Source organism: Methylobacterium sp. CM6247, assembly GCF_054817925.1.
This window is the reverse complement of sequence record NZ_JBTXKX010000003.1, coordinates 3,907,448-3,933,192: the sequence shown is the minus strand read 5'-3', so window position 1 is coordinate 3,933,192 and position 25,745 is coordinate 3,907,448. Positions and strand designations below refer to the sequence as shown.

General features: G+C 62.4%; 28 protein-coding genes. 15 read left to right on the top strand and 13 right to left on the bottom strand.

Annotation, left to right across the window (positions count from 1 at the left end; genetic code table 11):
* Positions 1-90: 90 nt before the first annotated feature.
* From ACYQOP_RS19575 to ACYQOP_RS19555, 5 genes are all read right to left on the bottom strand, one after another.
* Positions 91-3,150, bottom strand: a complete 3,060-nt coding sequence (locus ACYQOP_RS19575; protein WP_461223547.1) for a PAS domain-containing protein — start codon at positions 3,148-3,150, stop codon at positions 91-93.
* Positions 3,147-3,962, bottom strand: coding sequence for a Crp/Fnr family transcriptional regulator (locus ACYQOP_RS19570; RefSeq protein ID WP_461223546.1), 816 nt, complete (start codon positions 3,960-3,962; stop codon positions 3,147-3,149). The genes ACYQOP_RS19575 and ACYQOP_RS19570 overlap by 4 nt, the downstream gene beginning before the upstream one ends.
* 122 nt (positions 3,963-4,084) lie before the next feature.
* Positions 4,085-4,465, bottom strand: coding sequence for a response regulator (locus tag ACYQOP_RS19565; protein WP_461223545.1), 381 nt, complete (start codon positions 4,463-4,465; stop codon positions 4,085-4,087).
* Positions 4,466-4,659: 194 nt separating this feature from the next.
* Positions 4,660-4,923, bottom strand: coding sequence for a hypothetical protein (locus ACYQOP_RS19560; protein ID WP_461223544.1), 264 nt, complete (start codon positions 4,921-4,923; stop codon positions 4,660-4,662).
* The gene (locus tag ACYQOP_RS19555) at positions 4,920-5,342 is read right to left on the bottom strand and encodes a DUF5681 domain-containing protein (RefSeq protein WP_461223543.1); all 423 of its coding nucleotides are present in this window, start codon (positions 5,340-5,342) and stop codon (positions 4,920-4,922) included. The genes ACYQOP_RS19560 and ACYQOP_RS19555 overlap by 4 nt, the downstream gene beginning before the upstream one ends.
* Positions 5,343-5,751: 409 nt before the next feature.
* On the opposite strand from ACYQOP_RS19555, the gene ACYQOP_RS19550 reads away from it, so the two are divergent.
* On the top strand, positions 5,752-6,081 hold the full coding sequence (locus ACYQOP_RS19550) for a hypothetical protein (RefSeq protein WP_461223542.1): 330 nt from the start codon (positions 5,752-5,754) through the stop codon (positions 6,079-6,081).
* Between the two features lie 462 nt (positions 6,082-6,543).
* Here ACYQOP_RS19550 and ACYQOP_RS19545 read toward each other — a convergent pair whose 3' ends face one another.
* Positions 6,544-6,768, bottom strand: a complete 225-nt coding sequence (locus tag ACYQOP_RS19545; RefSeq protein ID WP_461223541.1) for a hypothetical protein — start codon at positions 6,766-6,768, stop codon at positions 6,544-6,546.
* A 361-nt stretch (positions 6,769-7,129) separates the two neighbouring features.
* Here ACYQOP_RS19545 and ACYQOP_RS19540 point away from each other — a divergent pair, with 361 nt between their 5' ends.
* A complete protein-coding gene (locus tag ACYQOP_RS19540) occupies positions 7,130-7,720 on the top strand; it encodes a chemotaxis protein CheB (RefSeq protein ID WP_461223540.1) in 591 nt (196 codons plus the stop codon).
* 295 nt (positions 7,721-8,015) lie between these two features.
* Positions 8,016-8,267, top strand: coding sequence for a hypothetical protein (locus ACYQOP_RS19535; RefSeq protein ID WP_461223539.1), 252 nt, complete (start codon positions 8,016-8,018; stop codon positions 8,265-8,267).
* Between the two features lie 128 nt (positions 8,268-8,395).
* On the opposite strand, the gene ACYQOP_RS19530 is transcribed toward ACYQOP_RS19535, so the two are convergent.
* Complete coding sequence (locus ACYQOP_RS19530) at positions 8,396-8,698, bottom strand: hypothetical protein (protein ID WP_461223538.1); 303 nt, start codon at positions 8,696-8,698, stop codon at positions 8,396-8,398.
* A gap of 305 nt (positions 8,699-9,003) precedes the next feature.
* Between ACYQOP_RS19530 and ACYQOP_RS19525 the strand changes: the two genes are divergently transcribed.
* Positions 9,004-9,207 carry a type II toxin-antitoxin system ParD family antitoxin gene (locus tag ACYQOP_RS19525; protein ID WP_207414314.1) on the top strand — a complete coding sequence of 68 codons (204 nt, stop codon included), beginning with the start codon at positions 9,004-9,006 and terminating at the stop codon, positions 9,205-9,207.
* Positions 9,194-12,067, top strand: coding sequence for a PAS domain S-box protein (locus ACYQOP_RS19520; RefSeq protein ID WP_461223537.1), 2,874 nt, complete (start codon positions 9,194-9,196; stop codon positions 12,065-12,067). The genes ACYQOP_RS19525 and ACYQOP_RS19520 overlap by 14 nt, the downstream gene beginning before the upstream one ends.
* A 70-nt stretch (positions 12,068-12,137) precedes the next feature.
* Here ACYQOP_RS19520 and ACYQOP_RS19515 read toward each other — a convergent pair whose 3' ends face one another.
* Complete coding sequence (locus ACYQOP_RS19515) at positions 12,138-12,401, bottom strand: hypothetical protein (protein WP_461223536.1); 264 nt, start codon at positions 12,399-12,401, stop codon at positions 12,138-12,140.
* A 222-nt stretch (positions 12,402-12,623) separates the two neighbouring features.
* Between ACYQOP_RS19515 and ACYQOP_RS19510 the strand changes: the two genes are divergently transcribed.
* Together ACYQOP_RS19510 and ACYQOP_RS19505 are read left to right on the top strand one after the other, a co-directional pair.
* On the top strand, positions 12,624-12,917 hold the full coding sequence (locus ACYQOP_RS19510) for a hypothetical protein (RefSeq protein ID WP_461223535.1): 294 nt from the start codon (positions 12,624-12,626) through the stop codon (positions 12,915-12,917).
* Positions 12,918-13,058: 141 nt separating this feature from the next.
* Positions 13,059-13,277, top strand: coding sequence for a hypothetical protein (locus tag ACYQOP_RS19505; RefSeq protein WP_461223534.1), 219 nt, complete (start codon positions 13,059-13,061; stop codon positions 13,275-13,277).
* Between the two features lie 733 nt (positions 13,278-14,010).
* On the opposite strand, the gene ACYQOP_RS19500 is transcribed toward ACYQOP_RS19505, so the two are convergent.
* The gene (locus tag ACYQOP_RS19500) at positions 14,011-15,111 is read right to left on the bottom strand and encodes a helix-turn-helix domain-containing protein (RefSeq protein ID WP_461223533.1); all 1,101 of its coding nucleotides are present in this window, start codon (positions 15,109-15,111) and stop codon (positions 14,011-14,013) included.
* A gap of 372 nt (positions 15,112-15,483) precedes the next feature.
* Between ACYQOP_RS19500 and ACYQOP_RS19495 the strand changes: the two genes are divergently transcribed.
* A complete protein-coding gene (locus ACYQOP_RS19495) occupies positions 15,484-16,197 on the top strand; it encodes a Crp/Fnr family transcriptional regulator (RefSeq protein WP_461223532.1) in 714 nt (237 codons plus the stop codon).
* 1 nt (position 16,198) lies between these two features.
* Positions 16,199-16,456, top strand: coding sequence for a DUF6894 family protein (locus tag ACYQOP_RS19490; protein WP_461223531.1), 258 nt, complete (start codon positions 16,199-16,201; stop codon positions 16,454-16,456).
* Between the two features lie 250 nt (positions 16,457-16,706).
* Here the strand turns inward: ACYQOP_RS19490 and ACYQOP_RS19485 are convergent, their stop codons facing one another.
* Positions 16,707-16,976 carry a DUF6894 family protein gene (locus ACYQOP_RS19485; RefSeq protein WP_461223530.1) on the bottom strand — a complete coding sequence of 90 codons (270 nt, stop codon included), beginning with the start codon at positions 16,974-16,976 and terminating at the stop codon, positions 16,707-16,709.
* A 675-nt stretch (positions 16,977-17,651) separates the two neighbouring features.
* On the opposite strand from ACYQOP_RS19485, the gene ACYQOP_RS19480 reads away from it, so the two are divergent.
* The 4 genes from ACYQOP_RS19480 (at position 17,652) to ACYQOP_RS19465 (ending at position 20,239) form a co-directional block, all read left to right on the top strand.
* A complete protein-coding gene (locus ACYQOP_RS19480; RefSeq protein WP_461223529.1) occupies positions 17,652-18,266 on the top strand; it encodes a recombinase family protein in 615 nt (204 codons plus the stop codon).
* A complete protein-coding gene (locus tag ACYQOP_RS19475) occupies positions 18,266-18,487 on the top strand; it encodes a hypothetical protein (RefSeq protein ID WP_461223528.1) in 222 nt (73 codons plus the stop codon). The genes ACYQOP_RS19480 and ACYQOP_RS19475 overlap by 1 nt, the downstream gene beginning before the upstream one ends.
* A gap of 393 nt (positions 18,488-18,880) precedes the next feature.
* On the top strand, positions 18,881-19,117 hold the full coding sequence (locus ACYQOP_RS19470) for a hypothetical protein (RefSeq protein ID WP_461223527.1): 237 nt from the start codon (positions 18,881-18,883) through the stop codon (positions 19,115-19,117).
* A gap of 582 nt (positions 19,118-19,699) precedes the next feature.
* Positions 19,700-20,239: an inorganic diphosphatase gene (locus tag ACYQOP_RS19465; RefSeq protein ID WP_461223526.1), complete on the top strand. Its 540-nt coding sequence runs from the start codon at positions 19,700-19,702 to the stop codon at positions 20,237-20,239.
* Positions 20,240-20,414: 175 nt separating this feature from the next.
* Here the strand turns inward: ACYQOP_RS19465 and ACYQOP_RS19460 are convergent, their stop codons facing one another.
* Positions 20,415-20,789, bottom strand: coding sequence for a hypothetical protein (locus ACYQOP_RS19460; RefSeq protein WP_461225391.1), 375 nt, complete (start codon positions 20,787-20,789; stop codon positions 20,415-20,417).
* Here ACYQOP_RS19460 and ACYQOP_RS19455 point away from each other — a divergent pair.
* Positions 20,722-20,913 carry a hypothetical protein gene (locus ACYQOP_RS19455; protein ID WP_461225517.1) on the top strand — a complete coding sequence of 64 codons (192 nt, stop codon included), beginning with the start codon at positions 20,722-20,724 and terminating at the stop codon, positions 20,911-20,913. The genes ACYQOP_RS19460 and ACYQOP_RS19455 overlap by 68 nt on opposite strands.
* Before the next feature lie 77 nt (positions 20,914-20,990).
* A complete protein-coding gene (locus tag ACYQOP_RS19450) occupies positions 20,991-22,001 on the top strand; it encodes an HWE histidine kinase domain-containing protein (RefSeq protein ID WP_461223525.1) in 1,011 nt (336 codons plus the stop codon).
* A gap of 3 nt (positions 22,002-22,004) precedes the next feature.
* Here ACYQOP_RS19450 and ACYQOP_RS19445 read toward each other — a convergent pair whose 3' ends face one another.
* Positions 22,005-24,233 (bottom strand): CHASE3 domain-containing protein, encoded by a 2,229-nt coding sequence (locus tag ACYQOP_RS19445; protein WP_461223524.1) that lies wholly within the window; start codon positions 24,231-24,233, stop codon positions 22,005-22,007.
* A 285-nt stretch (positions 24,234-24,518) separates the two neighbouring features.
* Positions 24,519-25,250, bottom strand: coding sequence for a Crp/Fnr family transcriptional regulator (locus tag ACYQOP_RS19440; RefSeq protein ID WP_461223523.1), 732 nt, complete (start codon positions 25,248-25,250; stop codon positions 24,519-24,521).
* Between the last annotated feature and the right edge of the window lie 495 nt (positions 25,251-25,745).

Genomic DNA, 25,745 nt, shown 5'->3' with positions numbered 1-25,745 from the left:
ACAGTCGAAGAACAGCCAAGCGCCGGCGCATTGGGGGGCAGGCAATCGCCGATTTGCCGAGGACGATCACCCCGAAACTCGAAATCGCTGCTACGCTGCAATCTCGCTGCGCTGCTCCTGCATGGAGGCAAGCGAGGCCTCTAAACGGCAGACTAGTCCGGTTGGTGCGTAGGTCAACTTTACCTCACCGCCGACCTCGGCCGCGAAGCTGCGCTCGATCAGGCGCGACCCGAAGCCTCGCCGCGCCGGCTGGGTCAGGATGGGCGGCCCTCCTTGCTCGGACCAGGTTAGACAGAATCGCGGGGCCTCGTCCTCGTGCACCACATGCCAGCGCAGGTCCACAAAGCCGGTTTCGTTGGAGAGTGCGCCGTACTTGACCGCGTTGGTGGCGAGCTCGTGCAGGGCCAAAGCGAGGGACAGAGCCGGCTTGGCGCCTAACAGCACGTTGGGGCCACTGATCCGGATGCGTGAGGGGCCAGCTTGCTGGTGAACACTCAGCGCGCCCTCGATCACCTCCGCAATCGGTGCCGCCGTCCAGCTCGCCTGGGTCAGGATGTCATGCGCGCGTCCCAGAGAGATCAGGCGAGCCGCAAACGCCTCACGCGTCGCATCGATGTCCGTGGCGTTGCGGAAGGTCTGGCTGGCGATCGCCTGCACCAGCGCAAGCGTGTTCTTGACGCGGTGCTGCAACTCATTGGTCAGCAGGCGTTGATGCTCCTCGGCCCGCTTGCGTTCGCTGATGTCCAACATCGCACCGATCATGCGCACGGCCTTGCCCTGTGGGTCCCGCAGAACGTAGCCGCGGTCGAAGATCGCAGCGTAACTCCCGTCCGCGCGCAGGAAGCGGTACTCATCAGTCCAGTGCTCGGTCCCGCCGTCGATCACGGCATATATGCTGTTCTTGATCCGCTGTTGATCATCGGGGTGGATGTGCGACTTCCACCAGGAGCCGCTCGGACCCACCTCGTCGGCGGCATAGCCGAACAGGGTTTGTACGGCCTCGTTCCAGCGGATGTGATCGCTGGCCAGGTCCCAGTCCCAGATCGCATCGTTGGTGGCGCGGGCGGCCAGCCGGTAGCGTTCCTCGGTTTCGCGGATTCCCTGCTCGGCACGTCGGCTTTCGGTGACATCACGCACCGTCCCAATAAAGCGCACCGCGCGTCCCTGTGCGAAGAACGCCTGTCCCTTGGCCGCAACCCAACGCTCCACGCCGTCCTGCAGGCCCATGGTGCGGTAAGCGATGTCGTAGCTGCCGTTACCAGCGGGATCGAGCGCAGCCTTGACCGCATCATCAACCCAGTTGCGGTCTTCCGGATGGAGGCCCGCCAGAAAGGTCTCATAGGAGACAGGAGCCTCCGGCGGTAGACCGAACAACTCATGGACCCGCGCGTCCCAGTTGAGATCGTTGACGACTAGGTTGTAGTCGAAGATCCCGATGCTGGTGGCTTCGACAGCCAGGCGCAGCTGATCCTGCGCATCACGGAGGTCAGCTTCCGCCTGCCGGCGCTCCTGAATGTCGATGTCGTTGCCGAGCCAGCCGATGATCTCCCCCTGCTCATCGCGCAACGGCACCGCGCGGATCAGGAACCAATGGTAGGTGCCGTCGTGCCGGCGCAGACGTGCCTCGGTGTCGTACTGGACACCGTGCGTGCGGGAGTGCGCCCAGGCTGCCTCCAAGGACGCGAGGTCGTCCAGATGGATGACCTTGGCCCAACCCATGGGCATGGCTTCTTCGGGGGTCTGGCCGGTGTAGCGATACCAGTAGTCGTTGAGGTAGGTCAGCGAACCGTCCGGCTGGCCCTCCCAGATGATCCCTGGTGCCAGAGCGGTCAGCTGGCGATAGCGGTTTTCGCTTTCGCGGGCGCGCTGCTCGTTGAGCTTGTTTTCGGTGATGTCGACGCTGGCCCCGGCAAAGCGTACGGCCTCGCCGGCCTCATCGCGGATCAGGCGCCCGCGCGCCAACAGCCAACGGTAGGACGCGTCGAGCTGCTTTACGCGGTACTCACAGGAGAACTGCTCCTGCTGGCCGCTCAGGAGGCGATCGAGCTCGGCCTGGAAGGCCGGCATGTCGTCCGGGTGGAAGTTCTTGATATACTCGGCCAGTGGAGCACCACGGGCAGCGTCCACCGGGTCGACCGTGTAGATGCGCGCGAAGTTCGCGTCGGCGAAGATCACGTCGCGCTTGAGGTCCCAATCCCAAGTGCCGACCATGCCCGCGGCACCGAGGGCCAGGGCTAAGCGCTCTTCGCTCTGCCGCAGACGCTCGCCCTGCTCGCGCTGGGCGGTACGGTCGCGCAGGATCTTCAGGTAGCCGGTGTGAGAGCCGTCCTCGCTGCGCAGAGGCTGCATCTCGCCGCTGGCCCAGAACAGGCTGCCATCCTTGCGCAGATGCCAACGCTCGTCGAGCCCGACCCCCTCCGTGAGGGCGCTGTGCATCTCGGCTTCCGGGATACCGTCCTGCACATCCTGTTCGGTGAAGAACACGTCCGCTTGTTTCCCGAGCATATCCTGCTCGTTCCAGCCAAGGATGCGATGGGCACCTTCGTTCCAGCGGGTGACGTTGCCGCCGCGGTCCAACGCGATGATCGCGTAGTCGGTCGCGCTGTTGAGGATCTGATTTTGCAGTTGCTGCTGCGCGCGCTGCGCCTGCGCCACGCGCCTCAGTTCCAGCTGCGCCATGGTCTGCCGCGCCAGCTGCTTCAGCGTCGCTTTTTGGCGATCGGTTAGCTCTCGCGGCTGCGTGTCGAGCACACAGACGGTGCCGATCGGATGGCCGTCCGGTGTCTTGAGCAGCGCGCCGGCATAGAAGCGCAGGCCGGGCTCGCCCGTGACCAGGGGATTGCCCTCAAAGCGTGGGTCCCGCGTGGCATCCGGCACATACAGGAAGTCCTCCTGCAGCATCGCCTGCCGGCAGAACGAGGTGTCGAGCGGAGTTTCGCGCACGCCAAGTCCAACCTCGGCCTTGAAGAACTGCCGCCCGTCGCCGATCAGGTTCACCACCGCGATAGGCGTGCTGCAGATCTCGGCCGCCAGCGTGGCAATGCCATCAAAATCCTCTTCGCGGGGCGTATCGAAGATCTGGTAGCTCTCCAACGCCTGCAGACGCCGAGCCTCGTCAGACGCGGAGCGGAGGGACGGTGTGAGCGTCATGGGGCTGCCACCAGATGAGGGGCCTGGTTCGGTGCCGCGGTTGGATCGAGCGCGACCAAGGTGCCGTCTGTGTGATAGGTCGCGCCCAGGACCTCGGCGAAGTGGCTGCGCACGCGGGCGTGGCACTCGCAGGCGGCCTGCTGCAAAGCATGCCGGTTGGTAATCGTGATACGCCCGCGGCCAACCTGGATCAGGCCTTGCTGTTGCAAGCGGCTCAAGACGCCCGACAGATAGGTCCGGCGCACGCCAAGCATGTCTGCCAGAAGCTCCTGGGTCACTGGGAGCGTGTCGGTGCCGAGACGATCGTGAAGGGTCAGCAGCCACTTGGCGCTGCGCTGCTCGATGGGGTGCACGGCGTTGCAGGCAACCGACTGCAAAACCTGAGCGAGGAGGCAGTCGGAGTAGCGGGTCAGGGCATTGCGCAGCACAGGCGAGGCTTGCTTGGCAGATTGCATTCGTGAGGCACTGACGCGTAACGCGGGGCCGCCGATCTGCACCACGGCGCGGTTGAAGGCCGGCAGGAAGCCCTGGCTGACCACACCGCCAATTGCCCCCTCGTGGCCCACTGTGGCGGTCTCGATGGTGCGGCCTTCGCGAAGGGGAACAAGGAGGGTGGCGACAGTGCCGTCAAGAGGAAAGGTCACATGCGTGACGTCATCGCCAGGCTCAAACAGCACCTCACCGGTTCGCAGCTGAACCTCTTCGAGGTGCGTGGCCACGAGGCGGCGCTCGGTCACTGCAAGCGAGCGCAGCAACAGATTGCGGCTGAAAGGATCCCCCGATAGGCGAACGTTGTTTGGCGCGTGACCCATGGCCCTCCCTACTTCAACGAAACACCCCTGTCCGTTCACTAGTGAACACTACCAAGAGAATTTTTGTAGGAGGAACAGGAGGGTCCAGGGTTCAGACACTGCCGAACAGGCGGCGTAGATCTCTAGATTGGCCGAGCCTTGTCGAACGCACTGAGAATCTGATCCGCCAGGTAAGGCTTCGGCACGAACAAGCCGTGGTCCGGCACATCGTCGGGCTTGGGCCGGCAGCGTCCAGATGTGATCACGAGGCGGATATGTGGCCAGCGCTCAGCAACCCGCGCAGCCAAGGCAAACCCATTCATCGAACCAGGCATTTCGATGTCTGTGAACAGCACGTCAATGTCGCTGCGGCTCTCCAGGATTTGCCAAGCCTGATCGGCGGTTGCGGCCTCAAGAACCGCGCATCCCGCGTCCTCGAGCATGTCGACAGCCATCATCCGGACCAAGCTCTCGTCTTCGACGATCAGGACCAGAGATGGAGAAAGGGTACGCGGGTTACACATAGGTGTAAGAACGGTGGCAAGAGGTTGAGGTTGCAGCCATGAAAGCGGGGCCTCCCCAAAGAATCTTCGGCGCGCTCTGCAGCCTAGCTTTCGGCTACCATAACCCGGATCCTCGATGCCGTCAGCGTTGCCACTGAGACCTGAGTGTCGGTAGCGAATGATGTAATCAGGGTGCGTCTCGTACCTTTAACGCTTCACTCCATCCGCCCCGCAGCCCGCTCCTCGGTCACGTACCCGATGCACCATTCGAGGTGCCCGGCGACCTTTTGGTCCAGGCGATCGCTGGATGCCTTCAGGGCCTCGTCCGTTGCGTTGACGGTGCCGTAGGGCTCGCAGACCTCGCCGCGGTAGAGGTTGATCTCCTCGTTCAGCTGCTCCTCCGACATGTGGTCGAAGCGGTTGGCCTTCCTCGCCTTTTCCAGCTTGCGGAGGCGAAGATCGATCACTTTCGAGGTCATGGCTGGGTCATCTCCTCCAGGCGGGCAAGGCGCTCGTGCAGATCCGTCGCCTCGATGGCGCGGACATGAGCGTCGACGGATTTCGAGATGTCGGCGGCCTCCGACGGGGTGAGCTCGCTAGCGGCAACAGCCTGCAACAGGGCGTGCGTGGCCTTGGGAAGGTCAGCAGTGGTTTCGATCACGGGAAGGTCGAACTGCACCGGGCAATCCTTCCTGGCCGGCATGAGGCGATCCAGGCACATGCGCAGGGCCTGCGTGTCGCCGTCGGTGACGAGCTCGATGGCTTTCCGGACGATGCTCTCGGCATCGCCTTCCAGAATGGCCTCCAGGGCAAGCGTAGACTTACTCCGGCTGCCCTTGGGACGGCCGGCGGGGTTGCTGCTCTGGCCAGGTTGGAAGCCGGGTTTCCTTGTCGTCATGCTTCGTCTTGAACGCCAACCGATACGGGAAACCAACTGTATTGGACAATGTTCAAACAAGGAAGCCAGATACAATGTCGATCAAGGGGTTAGCGTCGTTCGATCTGGTGGAATGATGGGCTTGTCGGGGCCGGGTGGGGTGGCGATCGCATGGCGGCGCTAGCACGGGGCCGAAAACAGCCGGGGGCGAGCCCGCATTGCGAAGGCACGAACCATCCACAGGCGACGCTCAGCGGCGCATATCAGCCTGAAGCGCGCGATGGCCGAGAGCGCGGCGAAGCTGTGGGCCACGGTTCAGGCGATCCAGGCGAAACATCGGGCGACGGGCGGGCGCTGAAGCGCATCAGGCCCTATGGGCAGACCGTCACGCGATTGTCGTGGTAACATAAGTTGCAAGAGGCCGACCTGTATGGCCTCGCTCACCTCCAACGAGGTCATAATGTCTTCTCTCGCAGAACTTGCCTCCACCCTCCGTCACGTCGCCTCGCCTGGCATCAAACCAAAGGAACTGATCGCCGCCGTTCGCGAGAAGTACCCCGAGGCCACCAAGAAGGAGATCGTCCGCGCCGCGTTCTTCTCCTTGTCCGACGGTCACGACACCAACCCAGGCCAGACCGGACAGCTTTACGACTTCGCGCTCAAAGAGCGGGGCGAGGAAGAGCGTCCAGCTGCGCCCCTTCCCAAACGGAAGGGCAAGAGGGAGAGAGATAAGGCGAGGGCTGCCAAGGCATCTGCCTAGATGTCAAAGTCTACTGCACCAAGCGTGGCGTGGCAGTGCGCCATAGCCGGAATCATGCTGTGCACCCATACTCACGGCTCCCGCGGGTCGACAGCATCTCGGATGTCACCGCTTTGTCTAACCTACGACAATTATGGGAATCGGAAACCCAAGTAATTGCGGCCGCCTAGGGGAGAAGTCACAATACGACCTCTAAACCTCAACGAATAAATCGCTGGGGCTTCTCTTCCTTAGGTTTACGGCGAGCTAGTGTCGAGCATTGTCAGCCCAGCGGAAAACCGCATTGCCGCAAAGGATCCTGAGCACGACCGTCCACCGGTTCGATTGGTTCGAGAAGTGCGGGCTGAGATTGCTAGGAGCCGTGCCCTTCTGAGGGAGACGAAAGAAATCCTCCGCAACATTCCAGCCGGCCGGCCGAACCTCAACTAGCTCCAGGTGGTGGGGCTCAAGGCATCCGGCTTGTCAATCGACCGGCGGGAAATGCTCGATGAAGCGCAGGCCGTCCCATAGCTCTACAGCGTCACCGTCCACCATCGCCTTGGCGAGAGCACGAGCTTCTTCGTCGCTTCCTGCGACAAGCCGCATCGCATTCACGACGGTGCCGCTCGGAGCGATTACTATCGCACGGTAGACCGGCGGCTTCGTCTCAGTGATGGCATCGGATCGAACTTGAGATGTGTCCGCCATGGTACGGCACTCCCCTGGCAAAGCGGGAGCGCACGCATCTCTCAGTCGTCGACTCGCTGGTTCGGTATCGACGATGACTAAACCTAGCCGCCGCCTGGCCTAATGTCCTTCGCATAGGATTATTTGGCGCGTAAGATCCAAGGCCGCAGATCTCGCGCGAGGCTACTGCACCCAGCGTGGGTGGGATTGGTGGATAACCCTGCAGGCGGCGTAGCTCCTCCATTGCATCGAAGAGGGCCTTCTTGGCGGCCTTGGTGCGCTGGCGTCGGAGCAAAAATCAGACCCTTGGTGCCCCCCCCCTTAGAGCTCGCAGACTTCCACAAGCCGCCCGCGTAAGCACAATCCATGTTAGGGTGCTCCGATGTTGGATCGCGTGGGCAGCCCCTGGTTCGTCGCCATCGGCGCCTCCGGCGGCGACGGTCTCCAAGACCTCATGGCCATACTCCGCGAGCTGCCGCCCTCGCTGAACGCTGTCGTTCTGGTCGTCCTGCACAGGCCCTGGGACAGACCAAGCCATCTCGCCGCTGTGCTTGGACGTGCCGCCCGCATGCCGGTACGCGTGGCGCTAGACGGCGGTCGGTTCACTCCGGGTATCACCTATATCGGAGAACCGGCCGACCACCTGACGCTGGCAGCCAACAGCTTCGGTCAGCTGGTCGACGATCCAGACCGGGCGCATGGCAACCGCACCGTGGACCTACTGTTTCGGTCCGTTGCGGCACATGGCGGCTCCCGCATCATTGGGGTGGTTCTGTCCGGATCCCTCGATGACGGATCCCGCGGGCTGGCGGCCATCAATGAGATTGGCGGGCTCTCGATGGTGGTTACGCCTGCCCGCCCGCCGGAGCAGGGAATGCCAGAGAACGCTATCTCGTATGACGGTCCCATCGATCTGGTTGGTAGCCCGTCCGAGATCGCCGGGGCCATCTGTGTTGCCGTTCGTCGGCCGTGACGCTGTCTGGCCGACCCTGTGATCATACGGCATCCGAGAGCGCGGTCAGGAGGGCCTGGCACTGGCGTAAGAGCTGCAACGTCGTCTCAATCTCCCGCAGGGCGAACTCAGCGTGGACGAGAGATGTCTCGTAGCATCGTGGTGCGCTACCCAATGCTCGCGGCTACCGCCGATCAGCGGCACCTTAGGTGCGGCTGTTTATATTTGGGGTGGTGCTAGCTCCGAGACGGAACCCCATTGTCGCTTCCGCGATAAATAAGTGGGAGACCTACTGTCTCGTAGAGGCCCGGTTGTGTTGAAGACGCATTACCTCGTTCGCCGTTGCCGTTCGGGCCGGTTCAACTTCACTCTTCTCACCAGTACGGGGCGGCTAAACGGTACGGTCACCGTCCCGGTGGATGGAAAATCCGTCAATGAGATCAAGCAGGAAGCCTGCGAGAAAATCCGCAAACTGGCCCTGGAGTTTGAGAGTCTCGGGAATGCAGAGATGACCTACCAGGACGAAGCGTCGGATGAGGATCGCAGGGTCCCAACACCTGCCTACTAGACTAGCCCAGCCAGTTGACACGCTTCTTGGCCTTGGAAGAAGCCAGTGAAGCCCTAGGCAATGCTCATAGAACTAAAGAAGCTTCTGAAGGGATGGCGCCGGAGGCCCCGCCGTAATGCCGATGGCCTTCACTCGGTCTCCAAAAAGATCTCCATGAAGTCGAGGTTCCGACGTGCCAATCGGAGGGTCTCCTCCATCATCATGAGCACATGCTGAGCTTGCCACTGAAGGCGATCCTGCCCGGCGAGTGATGCGACCCGCGCAATCTGTGCGTCCCGACGTTCCTCGGCTTCATTGAGGCTCTGCCGTAGACCGACGACCAAGGATTCGATTTGAGGGTCCGCCTCGATCAAGGCGTTCTCTGCACTCAGGTTGCGGCTCGTCGGTGCCGGCAGCCCGCTCTCATCAACGACCACCGTCGTCTCCATCATCAACCAATTCCGGCCCCCGATACCGTTTTCTCATCAGAGGTTGAAGCGGCCAATCCACTACACGAGTGCGACCAAGAGGAGCGGCGCGCTCTGCCTCGGGCCTTGGGAATGCCATTGGCCCGTGGCTTCAGACATCGGCGGCGGGGATCATTGGGCGGCACCATGACGAAGCGCAGAGCAGCCTATATCGCATCACAATATCTCTCGCCCTCATCGCCGGATTGCGACACTACGAACCGGCCAGCAAATCCGAAATCCGGTGGTCGAAAGGCGACACCCCATCGAGGTCATGATACGGCCGTCCTATGGCTGCCAGGCACCCACGACACATCGCCCTGACCGGACCTCTCGCTGAGTACGTCGACCATCAGGTGGCCCAGGGCGAGTACGCCTCGGCCAGCGAGATGGTCCGCGTCGCGCTCCGCCTCCTGATCGAGCGCGACGAAGCCAAGGCCCGGCGCAAGCGCGGGGCGAAGATCGCCTCAGGACAAACCCATGACCGGCCGTGAAACCGTGCGATCCGAGCACTCGGTCGACGAGGCCACCCGCCTCGCCATCCTCGACGACTACGCCATCCTCGATACCGAGGCCGAGCAGGGTTTCGACGACATCGTCCTGCTCGCCTCGCGGATCTGCCAAACGCCGGTCGCCCTGGTCAGTCTCGTTGCTGGTGACCGGCAGTGGTTCAAGGCCCGCATCGGCTTCGACGCTTGCGAAACGCCACTGTCGCAATCGGTGTGCGCGAACGCCCTGCTTCAGCCCGGTCTCCTCATCATTCCCGACCTGACCGCCGATCCGCGCACCCGGGACAACACCCTGGTGACGGGCGGACCTCTCATCCGCTTCTACGCCGGCGCCCGGCTCGAGACAGACGAGGGCGTCGCGCTCGGAACCCTCTGCGTCATCGACGTGGAGCCTCGACCGGAAGGGCTGACGCTGGCTCAGATCGAGAGTCTGGAAGCCCTAGCCCGTCAGGTCATGTCGCAGATGAAGCTGCGCCGCTCTGTGGCTGCACGGGACGAGGCGTGGCGCCTGTCGCGGGAGAGCGATGCCCGCCACCGTCAGATCGTCGACAGCGCCATCGACTACGCCATCATTACGATGGATCTCGACGGCCTCGTTACGAGCTGGAGTGCCGGTGCCGAGAGAATTCTTGGCTGGTCCGAAAAAGAGATGTGCGGCATGCCCGCCCGTGTCTTCTTCACCGAGGAGGATGTAGCGGCCGGCATCCCCGAACGTGAGATGGCAGCGGCCCGCGAGAGTGGTCGCGGCAATGATGAGCGCTGGCACCAGCGCAAGGATCGATCGCGGTTCTTCGCGCTGGGCGAGATGATGCCGCTCCATGCCGATGATGACACCCACGTTGGCTACCTCAAGATCCTGAGGGATCGCACCGAGCAGCGCCGCGTGTCCGAGACGTTGCAGCAGCAGACCGATCTACTCCAAACCGTCGCCGACCATGTCAGCGAAGCCGTGTTTCAGCTCGATCTCGACGGCGTGGTGACCTTCGCCAACCGGACCGCGCACGCCATGCTCGGTTGGAATGCAGGCACGTTGATCGGGCAGGACCTGCACGAGGCTGCTCACCACCACTACCCCGACGGACGTCCGTTTCCCGCCTCTGAGTGCGGCTTCGTCGAGGCGATCCGCGAGGGGAAGATCCTCCGCGAGCGGGAAGCGATGTTCTTCCGCCGGGACGGCACACCCGTCGAGACGGTCTGCTCGAACGCGCCCGTCTTCCGGGGCGAAGTGCTCGCCGGTGCCGTGCTGACCGTCTCCGATGTCACGAAGCGGCGTCAAGACGAGCGCCGCCTCCAAGAGCTGAACGAAACGCTCGGGGAATTGGTCGCCGAGCGCACCCAGGAGCGGGACCGGATTTGGCAGGTCAGCCAGGATATGCTCGGCGTTGCCGATGCGAACGGCGCCTGGATCAGCATCAATCCGGCCTGGCCGCGGATCCTCGGATGGGACTATGGCGAGATCATCGGGAAAACCTCGGAGTGGCTCGAACATCCCGACGATCGCGAGAAGACGCGGGCTGAGATCGCCCGCCTCGCCGCCGGCGGACTGACATTGGCCTTCGAGAACCGGTTCCGGGCGCGAGACGGAAGTTACCGCACCCTGTCGTGGACGGCCGTGCCCGTCGAGGGCCTGCTCTACTGCGTGTCGCGCGACGTCACGGAGGAGAAGGAGCGTACCGCCAGCCTACTCCAGACCGAGGAGGCGCTACGGCAGTCTCAGAAGCTAGAGGCTGTGGGCCAGCTCACAGGCGGCGTGGCGCACGACTTCAACAACCTGCTGACCGTCATCAAGTCCTCGACCGATCTCCTCAAGCGTCCTGACCTCACTGAAGAGCGACGTGAGCGCTACATCGGGGCGATCTCGGACACCGTAGAGCGCGCCGCCAAGCTCACGGGTCAACTGCTCGCCTTCGCCCGGCGGCAGGCCCTGCGCCCAAAGGTGTTCGATGCGAGCCAGAGCGTGCAGGCCATCGGCGACATGGTCGCTACCCTGACGGGTGCCCGCATCGAAGTAGCGATCCGAATCCAAGATCAGCCTTGCCTTATCAGCGCAGACCCGAGCCAGTTCGACACCGCCCTGGTCAACATGGCCGTCAACGCACGCGATGCCATGAATGGTGAGGGCAGGCTCACGATTGCCGTCGATCGCGCAGCAACCATCCCAGCGCTGCGGTCGCATCCCGAGCAGGTCGGCGATTTCGTTCGGATCACGCTGTCGGACACCGGCAGCGGCATCCCTGCCGATCAGCTCGACCGGATCTTCGAACCCTTCTTTACGACTAAGGTCGTCGGGCAGGGGACCGGCCTCGGCCTCAGTCAAGTGTTTGGTTTCGCCAAACAGTCCGGGGGCGAGGTCCTGGTTGAGAGCGAGGTCGGGAAGGGCACGGCATTCACCCTCTACCTGCCGTGGGTCGAGAACGAAGCCGACGTTCAGCAGGAAACGCAGGCCGACGAGGCAATTGTCGACGGACGGGGCACCTGCGTGCTCGTTGTCGAGGACAATCGCGACGTCGGTACCTTCTCAACTCAGACGCTGGAAGAACTAGGTTACGGCACGCATTGGGTCGCGAATGCCGCGGAGGCCCTATCAGCCCTCGCAGCAGACCCTACCGCCTACGACGTGGTGTTCTCGGATGTCGTGATGCCTGGCATGAATGGCGTTGACCTCGGTCGCGAGATCGAGCGGCTCTATCCCGGTCTGCCGGTCGTGCTGACCAGTGGCTACAGCCACGTGCTTGCCCAGGAGAGTGACCACGGGTTCCAGCTCTTGCAGAAGCCCTACTCCGTCGAACAGCTTTCGCGGTTGCTGAGCAAGGCTGCCAGCCGGAAGCGGTTCGCAGAACGGTAATTCGTGGGTGGCAAAAGCCACCATGGTGAACTCCGCCACGCGGGCTCATAGAGACGAAGGCCCCTGACCTCTACGCCCGCGGCGCAAGGGGATCATGGCCGAGTTCCGTACCGTTCGCCCCTGGCATGGCGGGGAGGATCGCGATGAGCGGGTCCGGCTTCTGCGGAAGGAGATGGTTCAATCCCTCGGCCAGTCCATAAAGGGCAGCAGCAGCGGTCTGCTGGCGGACCTTACGGTGATCGTCGCGGGCCTTGATGGTGACGGCGGCGATCGTGGCGAACTCGCGGGCGTCTCTCACGCCTCGGGCGTAGGCGGCGGCTTCGGTTGGGGTCATGCTGCTGTGTCCTTTGGTTTTGGGCTGTGGATTGGTCCCCATCGCGTGCAGCGACCAAAAAGGGCCGGCAATTCAAACACCTACCCGCCAAAGTGATTACCTCCAGTGTGGGTGCGAAAGAGCACGACGGTGGTCATGGTCGAGTCCTACATCAGCATCACACAAGAATTCACGGCCAGCCGCCATTTGACGGAGACCGCGCAAAGCTGACTGGGTCACCCTATGAACATTCGTTTTGTTTCTGCCGTTGCTGCTACTGTCCTGAGCTTCGGCACCTTTGCTTCGCTAGCTGTTGCCCAGCAGAACGAAGGCTGGAGCCACTCTTCCAAGCTGCGAGCTGCCCAGGCCGTTAAGGCCGCTCCGAACGCCTATGACGACCTGACCACGGGCTCGATCGTTGTCGACCGTGATGGCCAGGCTTCGGTGCGTCTGAGAGAGCTGGACACGAACAACGGCTATGCGCCTGCTTCGACGGCTCGTCGCTTCGGAGCACGCGGCACGCCGCTTCCTAACTAAGCTTCCAAACGGTTTCGAAAGCATGCGGCGGGGCGAGAGCCTCGCCGTTTTTGCGTGCGCGGGATCGCAGCCTTGTGTTGCCAACCTGTTCCCGGCCTTCCGGAAGGAGGATACGTTGCCCGCGCACACGGAGAGCAACTCATGCCCGACAAACTGGTCGTCCACACGGAGGATCTTGGAAACACCGAGTACGATGGCAACCGACGTGCTCGCGCTGAGCAGGCATCCGAAGCGGCGCCGACTGCGGGGAAGAAGCTGACGAGCGAGCCTGTGACCGCCACCGATGAGGCTCGGGATGTTGCGCTGGCACAGAAGGATACGGACGAGATAGCGGTCGTCCGACGCCAGACCGAGATCTGAGCGCCATCGATCACGAGCGCCACCCCGCAAGGCCGGACCATGCATCGGTGATGATGACCCCACGGTGGTCGGCCTTGGCAGGGGCCGGCTCGCGGATAAAGGCGATGGCGTGCGTTAGGGCCTCGGGGCCGCCGGCGTGGACTAATTCGTCACCCGTCCCTGCGGATCACGCGAGAGAACATCGTGGCGGCTCGGCTCGGTGCGGTGGTGTTTTCGGGTCGGGGACGGGGGCCGCGTTCATCGGAGATGCCGCGTTGCCTCGTCTAATCTTGCGGTCTCGACTGCGATGAGAAACCCACGCTTGATCTCCGCGGGGCTCGCGTGGGGCCAGCGCTTCAAGACGCAGTCCACCCATCTGGAAGGCTCCGTGCCTAGTGGAATGCCATCCATCTCGATGATCATCTTGGCGATGGCTGCGGATAGATCGCTCATGCTGCGCCTCCCGCACGTTCGGGCTTCGGGTTCGGGATTTTCAAAACCATCCTGACGGCCACGCGCTGGGCGGCAGCGTGCTGTGTCGACCACAACGCGCAAGAGAGCGTCAGCGGCGGCCTGTATACCTGCTTCAAACATCCGGTTCGGGTGTCCACCGGACCCTGCCCCTTCGCCCTGAAGCGGACGTTCCGCCTCCGACCCGATCTCGCCGTAAAAGCGATTTCTCATCGTGCCCGGGAGCGGACGTTCGCGGAGCGTTGTGAATCCCCCTGGCAACTTGTGCCATTTGACGCCGGCATCACGCAGCGGAGCGGCGCCCCAGGTGGAGATAGTTCGGTTTGAACGAGGCAATTTTCTTCAATCGCGGAAGGTCCAAAACCGTCAGGCGTCCGCCCTTGAATGTGATCAGCTCCTCCCGCCGCATCGCCTGCAATGTGCGGTTCACATGTACCGTCGTAAGTCCGGTTGTACTGCCCAGCACGGTCTGTGTCAGCGGCAGCGTGCAGCTGTCCTCGACGGCATGACCAACTGCCTTCATGCGCGTCAGAAGCTCACAAAACAGATGCGCCATTCGTGACAGAGCGGAACGGCAATTGATGTTGACGAGCCATTCTCGCAATGTCGCCTCGTCCACGAGTGTGGCCATGCGCAGAGCTCGGGCGATGCCGGGGTGTTCCCGCATCAGCTCCGCGATTGTCTCAGGCGCGATGTGAACGATCCGGCATGACGAGACGGTGGTAAGGGTGTGATCCATCTTGTCGAGCAGGCCCACATCGAGGTCGCAGAAATCGCCCGGCAGCAGGTAGGCCATGATCGGGCTCTGACCATCCGGCTGGTGCTTCTGGCGGCAGACGAAGCCCTCCATGACGAGGAACACACCATCGGGTTTGTCGCCCTCGCGCACGAGAGTGGTATGCGCAGGAACGGAGCGGGGTTTCGCGCTGATCCGCTCCAGCACCGCCCGCTCCGCATTCGACAAGGTGGCGAGGCTCTCCAACCTGCGAATGAACGGATTGCCGCTGCCTACCGGCGTAAGCGGTTGTTCGAGAGTGGTTTGGAGGCGGCTCGCGGGCGCGATCGTCGCCATAGAGGACGAAAGAGTCATCTCATCACACATTGCCACCACATCCTCGGCCGAGGCCGGTTTGCTCAGCCAGGGCACACCTTGGCAATCGGGAGCGAGCGACTGATCCGGCCGGCAAGCCGAGTGGACGAGGAAGGGAATCCCCTGGTGGCGTAGCGCACGAACCAATTCAGTGCTGGCCCCATCCTTCAGCGCGACGTCGGTAATCGCCAATGTCGGCGTCTCGCGCATGAGGCTGGGTAGCGCCTCAGCCCCCGTCGCAAAGGGCCCGAGGACGCGGTAGCCCTTCTGTTCCAACGTCTCGCTGAGGTCCATACCGACCAGGGCCTCAGCCTCGGCAAGCAGGACGACGAGCGGCTGAGCTATGAGATCCATGCAAGCCTCCAGGATGACAGTCTGCTGGGCCTCTCCGGGGCGCAGGGCTTTATATCCGAAGATGTAAACTTGAAATAAACTGAAAGTAAATGACGGAATTTACCCGGTGCGCTACCGAATTTCCCGAAAGTGCGATAGCGTACCCCTAAACGATCAGGTGCCGAACTTAGCAATAACCGAGATGCTGCAGGGATATTACATTGAAAATTACTGTTTTTGATCTTATATCGGTTTCATCGCCTGCTGGAAATATCCGAGCGTAGGCGGCTGAGAGACGATGCGCTCTTGCTCCAAAATGGAGAGCAAGAGCCCATGGCTCACGTTCAACAATCCGCTGTTCGCAATCGCCTGCTGAAGGCCATGTCGGCCGAGGACTTTGCCCGGCTCCAGCCGCACCTGGAGCCAAGGGATCTGCCAGCAGGGCATACCCTGGCCAAACCCAACGCCCGAACTGACCACCTGTATTTTATGGAAGCTGGGGTTGCTTCGATCACGACCGAAGACGCGAACGGCCGGGTCGAGGTGGGGATCATCGGTCGTGAGGGCGTGGTGGGTGCTACGCCCGTGCTGCTCGGCGCAGACCGTGTTCCCTATCACCACTTCGTGCAGATGCCGGGAAGCGCCCTGCGCATCCGCCCTGATGTCGTGAGCGCGGCGGTGGATGAGAGCCCATCCTTACGCAAGCTCCTCCTGCGCTACATCCTGATTGAAATGATTCAAGTGCGGGAGACGGCGTTCGTCAACGCGACCTATGAGATTGAGGCTCGTCTCGCACGCTGGCTCCTGATGTGCCACGACCGGACGGACGGCGAGGAGCTTCTGCTCAAGCACGAGTTCCTGTCGATGATGCTGGGTGTGCGGCGGTCCGGCGTGACCCTGGCCATGCAGCAGCTCGAAGGCGCAGGGCGCATCCGGGCCAAGCGCGGGCGCGTCACCGTGATCAACCGGGAGCTTCTGGAGGAGATGGCGGACGGCGGCTACGGTACGCCGGAGGCGGAATATGCCCGCTTGATCGAGGGCGCGTAACATGCCCCGCTACTTCTTCAACCTGCGCTACGGTTCCCGCCTCGACAAGCTGACGGTTGACCCGGAGGGGGATGAGCTCGCCGATGATGAGGCGGCACGTCAGCACGCGTTGCAGATCGCCCGTGACCTCGTTGCCGGGCCACCCTCGTTTGCCGTGCGGGATTGGTTTGCCTGCTCCTTCGAGATCGAGGACGAGGATGCCCAGCACGTGTTGACGGTGCCGTTCAGCGATCTCGTTCCCGAGGAGGACGACGAGTAGACAGCCTGAATGACAAGGTCCGCTTCAACCATGAAGTGGCTGATAGCAGGCAGGCAGAAATCCGCCCGTTCCAGTCGTACTCTCTCGCTCGCTAGGCAGCCTGGAAGTGGACCTTCCTACCCGTCGTGGCCGGTGGGTCCGTCCTGGAGACCTTCATCGCCGTCAGCTGCTCGGGCTGATCCCTAGTGCTATTTTGCTCTCAAGGCTTGCTGCGACCCCTGTTGGCCTCGGCCATCAAGATCTGGAGCTTTCATCCAGCCGGGGGCTGAGCCCTGGTATCGATCTCCACGGCCACGGCGAACGGCATCGTGAGCACGATAGCGCCGGAGTCATCGGTGACCTCGAAGGATTTCTGGATGGCCTCGCTGAACGGAGCGCCGCCCCTAAGCGCTTCGGAGACGACTTGCTTGGCGCTGATGACCATGTTGTGCCAGACCGCCTCAAGATCGGGATACTCGTCACCTTCGGGCACCTGATGCAGCCCATCCTTGGAGTGGATGTAGAAGAAGTAGCGAGGCATGGTCTGTCTCCTTCGGTTCGCCGGGACCGAGCTGTTCAGCAATACCGCCATTCTTTGGCCCGCCTTCCATCCCTAAGCGCTTCGGGACCATCAGCGCCCTATCAAAGATCAACTGCCAGCATCGCATTGGAGATATAAATATGCTCCTTTGTTATTTAAGTTCATTTGCTGACTCAAAAATTATAACTATGGGTATACGATAAAATAGACAGTATATTATCTATTGTCTGACTTGAGAAGCACCAGGCGGGAGCGCGCGAGCCATGTTGAAGACAGGGGGAGGATACACTTGCATTCCTAGATAATCTGATCGAGCAAGCCGAGGAGCGGCGCGTCGAGCAAATGCTAAACATCGCTGGTCTTCTCGCGGATGGTCAGGACGCTACCGAGGCTGAGAACCACCTGCGCAAGATCCAAGGATTGCTGAGGGCGATGCGAGACCAGCGGCGCATCCACCAAGCTGTGCAAACTTCCTGACGAACCTGAGCTCACGCTGTCGGCTTTCGTGGTTAATGCCGGTTCCGTGATCTCGCAGGCAGGCCAGGAATGAAGTCCGATCCGTTTCGGGTATGCCTTTTTCGGATCGGCTAGAAAGCGGTCCGATAAATACCACTTGACTGTTCAAATCGGTCCGCAACATACCGGACTGGTCAAAACGGACCAGCGGGACTTTCGATGTTCATCAGGGCCTACCTCCGCGCTTCCACCGATGGACAGGATGCTACTCGCGCAAAGGCGCCGCTGGAGGCTTTCGCGGCGGAGCGGGGACTCACGATCGCGTCTTGGTACGTCGAGAACGAGAGTGGTGCTGCGCTGGCCCGGCCGGAGCTCTTCCGGCTACTCCACGATGCTCAACCGAGTGACGTGCTCTTGGTCGAGCAAGTTGACCGTCTGTCCCGCCTCAAGCGGGAGGACTGGGAAGCCCTTAAGGTCGAGATTGCCAGCCGCCGGCTGCGTGTTGTCGCGCTTGACGTGCCGTCAACGTGGATGATGGCGGTAAGCGCTGACGAGTTCACCGGCCGCATGCTCGACGCGATCAACGCCATGTTGCTGGACATGCTCGCTGCCATCTCGCGGAAGGATTATGAGGACCGCCGCCGTCGTCAGGAGCAGGGGCAGGCCAAGGCAAAGGCCGAAGGCAAGTACAAGGGCCGTCCGGTGGACGTGAAGCGGCACAAAGCCATCGCCGACATGCTCGCCAGGGGCATGTCCTGGCAGGCCATCATCGACGCCACCGAATGCAGCCGTACCACGGTTGCCGCCGTCGCTAAGACGCTGAGGGCGGCATGATGAGCCCGGCGGTCTTGAGGATCCTGGAGACCTTGCAGGAAGCCATCGATGAGAATTCGAATCGTGCCGAGGAATTCAGCCTTCTGGCCGAGTTGGCCGGACGCACCGATAGGCCGAAGTACGCGAAGGCGTTCCAACAATTGGCCCGAGCCCACCGGGTCAAGGCGCTTGAGCTTCAGGGCCAGGTTGCAGCCCTACGGGTGGAGCACGGCGAGATCTGATTGAAACGTCGGGTCGATTGAGGGGCGGTTCGGCTTTCCTCAAGCGTCTGGGTGCGCTTGAGCGTTCGCTTGGCTTCGCGAGCCCCCAACGAGATTGCTGGCAAGAGTGAACCCCTCCGACCACATATCGCCATCAACTGGCCCCCATGGGAAGGGGCACTCACCCAAGCTCTGGCCCTGGTTGAAGGCCTCGAAACCAAGCCAAAACGGCTCTGCGGGATCTGCTGCGGCCATCGAGTCCTCCGGACTAATCCAGAAGGTGACGCTGCAACCTCCGTGCCTCGTGGGGGCAAGCCGCTGGATGTCCTTCGGAGTCAAAAGGTCGCGAGACCTAGATGCAGCGCAACAATTCTTAGCGGAGAACGTAGTAAGCTGAGCCATAGGAGCCACGGCTTGGCTGTACCTGCCGAGATAGATTGCACGACCTACTGGGCCAGCTTCATCGACCGGGACGGAGTGGTATCGCTCACGGTCCTGTTCTTCGCCCTCGATGATCACGAGGCGAAGCGTAAGGCCAAAGGGATGGTGGACACCCAGGGCGTGGACCTGTGGGACGGCGTGCGTTTGATCGAGCATTATCCCGCCAGGCTAAGTAGCCATCCCGCCTGCCCTGCTCTCGGAGGCTATTAGGGCCTCGATTGCGAGCGCAATCCGCTCGGGGAAGTCGCCCTCAATGAGGGGAAAGGCGTCTGCCATCGCATAGTCGATGCCGATCTTGAACGGGGTCGAGTGACGCTTCCCAGGTTGGGGAGCCCAGATAAGGAAACGGTTGCGGGTGTAGATCATGGAAAGCTGTCAATGCGCTGGCGGGCAGTCTTTCCACCCATGTTAACCGTCAATTCTTGCCGATACGGATGGTTTCGCGGCACCGTTGCCTGTGTATGACATGCTACCATTCGGTCCGGCTTGACCGTGAGTGCCGAAAACTCGCCAAGCTCTGCGATTGACCTAGAACTTTGCCCTCGCCCCCGGCGCTATGGCACTCGGCCGGGTCAAGGTCAGGCCCCCACAGGCCCGATGCGTAGGCGACGGGGATCATAGCCGCCCCCCATATGCGACACCTGCGAAAGAGGAGTGGCGCAAGGTGGCGCAGTGGAGCGGTTTGGGACCTGTGCGCCACTGCGCTACCTGCTCCACATTGGACCCTATTAGTCAGTTTTGGGGTTCACCCCTTAGGCCACGGTACGGTGGCACCGCCCCGGAGACCGCCCCTTGATCAAGCCCGCACCTTCCCTCAGCCGCCTTCCCACCTTCGGGAAGGACGGAGCCGTCCACGTCGTGATCGAGACGCCCAAGGGAAGTCCGAACAAGTACGCCTACTCGGATGCGTTCGGCGCCTTCGAGTTCAAGATGGTCCTGCCGGAGGGCATGAGTTTTCCGTACGATTTCGGGATGGTTCCCTCGACAAAGGGTGCCGATGGCGATCCGCTCGACATCCTGATCCTCCTCGACGCACCCGCATTCCCTGGCTGCGTGCTGGAAGCACGGCTGATCGGCGTAATCGAGGCCGACCAGCGGGAGCGCGATGGCACTTGGGAGCGCAACGACCGTCTCGTTGGCGTGGCGGTGAAGGCTCGCACCCACGCCCACATCGGGGCCCTACCGGACCTGCGTCCTGGCATGCTGGACGAGGTCGAGGCGTTCTTCGCCCAGTACAACCATCTCATGGGGAAGGACTTCAAGGTCAGGCGGCGCGGTGACGCCGAAGCGGCGCTCACGCTCGTCCGTCAGGGTGGCGATACCTTCAGGTAGCGTCCGACAGGTCCCGGTTCCTGGAATCGCCATGGGGCCGCACGAGCACAGCCTCAGGCTACGAGGTAAGACTTTTTCATCGTGAGCGTACCCACGACGCCTAGCCAGTGATGAAGAGGACCTTCAGTTTCACTCAGTTCTTTCTCGCCTATGGAGCGCCGCCGACGCGGAAGGGTCAGGCTTGGTTTGCGCTGCAGTGGGCGGCCCCGCGATAGCGCTCGGCCGAGGCGACGACCAGGACCGCGAGGGCAACGGCGGCGGCATCCTCGGCAAGACCCTTGGCACGCCCGGAAGCCGTGCGAGAGTCAGGTCCCCGGGCGGCCCGGCCAAGGAGCGTGCCGGCCACGGCGCCGGCCATACCTGCCAGCGCCCCGGTCTTGGGTGACGTATGGCGTCCAGCCAACGCCCACCCGCCTATGGCGCCGATGGCGAGCCAGAATGCGAAGGAGGGCGGGATGCGGCGGTCAGGGGCGAATGGCATCTTGTCTCCCGCCATCTCCGCGATCGCCGCCGTCGTAAAAAGGGTGCACGCGACCGGACTGCCGCGGATCGCATCGGCGCGCGTTCGTCCTTGGGAGGTGGCCCAGGTCAAGGAGGCGCAGGCCGTCATGGTGAGCATCCCGGTGACGAAGCCTATGCCGAATGCCCTGAAGCAACCTGAAGCATTGCGGTAAGTTAGCTCCGCATGCCCGATGGCGAGTCGCCCCGGGTCCGTAAGCCGGTGAGTGACGGCCGGTCCTAGAGGTGACGGATGGCCAGTCAAGACGACATAAGAACCGGCGCGGTCGACTTGAGGCTGCTGCGCGCGGCCGTTGAGGCCTCGGGCGAGGCCATCCTGATCACCACCGCCGAACTCGACGAGCCCGGTCCCCGTATCGAGTACGCCAACCCTGCCTTCAGCCGAATGACCGGTTACGAGGCGCACGAGGTTGTCGGCCGCTCCCCGCGCCTTCTGCAAGGACCGGGCACGGAGCGAGCGGTGCTCGACCGGATGCGGGCCGCGATGGCTGCGGGCGAGCCCTTCCAGGGCGAGGCGGTGAACTACCGCAAGGACGGTTCGACCTACATGGTCGAGTGGCTGATCACGCCTGTGCGCGAGGACGACGGACGCATCACCCACTGGGTCTCGGCGCAGCGCAACGTTACCGAGCGACGCGCTGGAGAGGAACGTCAGGCACTGATGGTGCGCGAACTGCATCACCGGGTGAAGAACACCCTCGCGACCGTACAAGCCGTGCTGAATGCCACGGTGCGTTCCTCTCTCTCCATTCCGGAGTTCACCCGAGCCCTGTCGGGACGGATCACGTCGCTTGCTCGCACCCACGCGCTGATCACTGAAGATGTCGCCCTGGCTGCCTCGTTCGAGGGGCTGCTGCGAGCCGAGCTCGATCCTTACAATGAGCGCGGTCGCCTGACACTGGATGGGCCCCAGGTCGTACTTCCCTCGGAACTCGCAGTACCTGTTGGCATGGCCCTGCACGAGCTGACCATGAATGCCCTCCGACACGGGTCACTCGCCGACCCCGACGGGCGAGTTGAGGTGCGTTGGTCGGTTGAGAACGGCCCGGACGGCAAGCTGCTCCATTGGGGCTGGAGCGAGCATGACGGGCCGCCCGTCGGACACCCCACGCGCGAGGGCTTCGGCCATCGCCTCCTCAACAAGGTCCTGGCCGCCCAAACAGGCGCAGAGGTCGCCGTCAACTTCGCCCCCGATGGCATTCGGGTTACTATCCGGATCCCGCTGCCCGCATTCACTCCTTAGGGATCACGTATCCCGCTTCTGGCGCAGCGCGACCACGTTGGGTGCCTCCGCGCCCGATGTGGCAGATGTCCCCAGTACCTCGGCGACCTTGCAGGCGAGCTGCTCGCGCTTGAACGGCTTGCCGATGAGTTGCACCCCGTCGTCCAGGCGGCCGTGATGCACAATCGAGTTCTCGGTGTAACCAGACATGAAGAGGACTTTCACGTCCGGGCGGATGGCTGTGATGCGCTCTGAAAGCTCGCGGCCTCGCACCATGCCGGGCAGTACCACGTCGGTCAGCAGCAGGTCGACGGATGCTGTATGGGCGCCGAACACCCTCAGCGCCTCCTCACCGTCAGAGGCTTCTAGCACCCGGTAGCCAAGATCCGACAGGATCGCGCAGGCGATCTCGCGCACCGCTGCCTCATCCTCCACCACCAGCACCGTCGCCGAGCCGCGGGGCAGCTCCATAGGCACACCGCTCCGCTGTCCAATGGCCGCGACCGTTCCGATGGCCCGCGGCAGGTAGATCTTCACCGCCGTGCCATCACCGGGCTCCGAATAAATCTTCACGTGGCCGCCTGACTGCTTGACGAACCCGAACACCATCGCGAGGCCGAGTCCCGTGCCCTTGCCGTCGGGCTTGGTCGTGAAGAATGGCTCGAAGACGCGCGCCGTCACCTCCGGCGTCATGCCGTGCCCGGTGTCCGACACCGCCACCATGGTGTAGTCGCCGGCCACGACCTCGGCGTGGCGACGGGCATACTCCTGGTCCAGAACCTTGTTGCCGAGTTCGATGGTGAGCCGTCCGCCGCCCGGCATCGCATCGCGGGCGTTCAGCGCGAGGTTGAGGACCGCGCTTTCCAGCTGCGCCGGGTCGGCCATCGCAGGCCATAGGCCGGCAGTCTCGACGTATCGCACCTCGATGTGCTCGCCGAGCGTACGACGCAGTAGCGGAATGAGATCAGGCATGGTCTCAGCGAGGTCGATGGCCGCGGGTGCCAGCGGCTGTTTACGAGCGAAGGAGAGGAGCTGACCCGTGAGCGTAGCGCCGCGCTGAGCGGCCCAGGCGGCGCGCTCGATCCGGGCTTGGAGCTTGGCATCGTCCGTCAGTTTGGCGCGTACAAACTCTAGGTTCCCAAGGATGACCTGGAGCAGGTTGTTGAAGTCGTGCGCGATGCCCCCGGTCAGCTGACCGATGGCCTGCATCTTCTGCGCCTCGCGAAGCACGCCCTCAGCCTGCGCGCGCTTGGTCATGTCGGAGATGGTCAGGACGAAGCCGCCGTCGGGCATCGTTGTACGGCGTATCTCCAAGTGATGGCTGTCGCCACGCTCGCGCTCGTAGGTGATCGCCTCGCGAGGGTTCTGACTGCCGTGTCGGACCTGGTCCTCTGTCTCCAGCGCCGGTCGACCGGGTTCGGCCGTGTGCTCGGCAAAGGCCGTATAGGGTGTACCCGGTCGGACCATGGCTTTTGGTAGGTCTAGTAGCACCTGGAAGCACTCGTTCCAGTTCTTGAGCTTGCTGTCGGGCCCGAACACCGCCACGCCCTGGCTCAGGCTGTCGAGCGTCGTGCGAAGGCGCAGGACGAGATCGCGCTGCTGCGCCTCTGTCTTGTAAGAGCGTGACCAGGCTTGGTTCAACAGGCGAGCCGCCCAGAGCAGAATGAGGATGGCGAGCCCCGAGCCGCCGACGACCATCCAGCGTACCCATTTCGCACGAGCGTCGTTCTGGGCGAGGCGCTCGGCCAGCAGTGTCTCCTCGTCGGCCAGCATCGTCGCAAGGGCCGCCTCGGCGTCCTTCATGTAAGCCCGGCCAGCGTCGGTGCTGACGATGCGTAGGGCCGTCTCCAAGCCGGAATCCCGACGTGCCTGCACGGTCTGAGCAAGTTCCTCCAGCTTGTGCTGTATGACAGGTGACAAGTCCCGTAGGCGCTGTTGCTGAACCGGATTATCGCCGGTGAGCCTCTGCATCTCGCCCTGCAGCACGCCGATGCGGTCGCGGGCGGCGCCGTAGGGCGCAAGGTACTCATCATTGCCGGTTAGGACGTAGCCCCGCTGGCCGGTCTCCGCGTCGCGCAGCGCGATGGCGAGGTCCTTGAGCGTCGTCAGGACGCGGTAGCTGTGCTGCGACCACTCACGGGCGTCGCGAGAGGCGTTGAGCCGCTCCCAAGTCACGGCACCGACGAGCAGGAGGATGGCGAGTAGCACCCCGAGGACGAGGAGGTTGGCGCGCGCAACGAGGTGCTTAGTCATGCCGTCAGCTCCTGCGCTCGCCGCCTGGACCGCCCACGCGGGACGGCCGCCGTTTCCCGGTTGTTCGAAGGCTATTGACAGGGTGCGTGCGAGCCTGCCCGCCGCTTGTGACATAAAGTGTGGCGATTGCGGGAAATTTGCGTAAGCTCGATCGCGTGAGGCAGACGGTCAGGCCCGAAAAGTTAGAGGCGGCCAAGCGTGCCCATAGCGCTTGTTCCGTCATTGTTGGGAGTATGAAATTTGAAACCAGAGTAGGCAGGTGATCATACTCTCACAGGTAGCAGCCTATTCAGATAGGTGCAGGTAGTCCGGATCAAAATCAGCGATTTTTGCCAAACCTTTCCAGTCAAGAATGACCAACTGGTGCCCTTTAAGCGTGACAAGGCTGTCAATCCGCAATGCTTGGAGGACGCGGTTAACATGGGCGATCGTGATTCCCAGCGCATCGGCAATTTCGGCCTGCGAGAGCGGAAGCGGGATGCTGAAGCCATCCTCGAGTCCGAGCACTTTGAACCTCGTGTACAGCTCACAAAACAGGTGAGCCAATCGGCTCTTCGCTGAACGTTGTCCGATGTTGGTCATCCACTCTCGAAAGATGGATGCATCGATGAGGGTGTCGCGCCATAGGGCTCCAGCCACTTGGGAGAATTGGGTAGTCAGGTTCAGCAAAGCCTCATGAGGGATAAATCCCGCAGTGCATCCACGGAGCGCGCTAAGACTGTGATCCATCTTAGGTAGATGCATACTGTGAAGGTCGGGGATCTCGCCTGGAATGTGAAACGACAGGACCTGGCGCTTTCCACTCTTGAGGATTTTGTATCGGAAAGCCCATCCCGTCAGGATAACGCAGCATTGTTTGGACACCTCGCCATCGCGGATGATGTCCGTATGCGCAGATAGCGACATACGGTACACAGGCAGACGTAGGATCGCATCTCGCTCATCATCGGTGAGCGTCATCGTCGTTTCGAGCTTCCGGATCAGGGGCTCGAGTTCCTGGTTCGATGAAGCGTTCATGGCAGAGAGCTCAGCGCGCAGGCGGAAGCGCGCTACTCTCCCCGTTGTCCCCGCCTGCCTTCGGAGGTGAACAATGATCCACGGTTACGACATGCTGCCGCCAACGGCCTATACATATGTTAGGTCGAGCGGCTAGGCTGTGCACATTCCATTACTTCCAACGGTTTTCTGAAGCGCTCGCATCCAACCGGATCGCCCTAATCCGCAGAGCACGTGCCGGATCAGAGCGAGCCATGGCGAGAGTCTGGTGACCCGCATCGTTAGAACGCCGAAACTGGGCAATCCAGTGTCGTAGCGAGCTTGTCTAACAGGGCTGCCTTTCGGTTCGTGCCGCATCCAGAAGCATCCCACTCAGGGACCGATATCTCCGATTGCGCGCAATCGAGTTACCTACTTTTCGAGTGTCGATCAAATCATGGCCTCGTGGTGGAAACGAGGGTTGATCCCTGGATAATTTTTGCAACTTACTAACTTGAGATAGACAGATGTCGGACG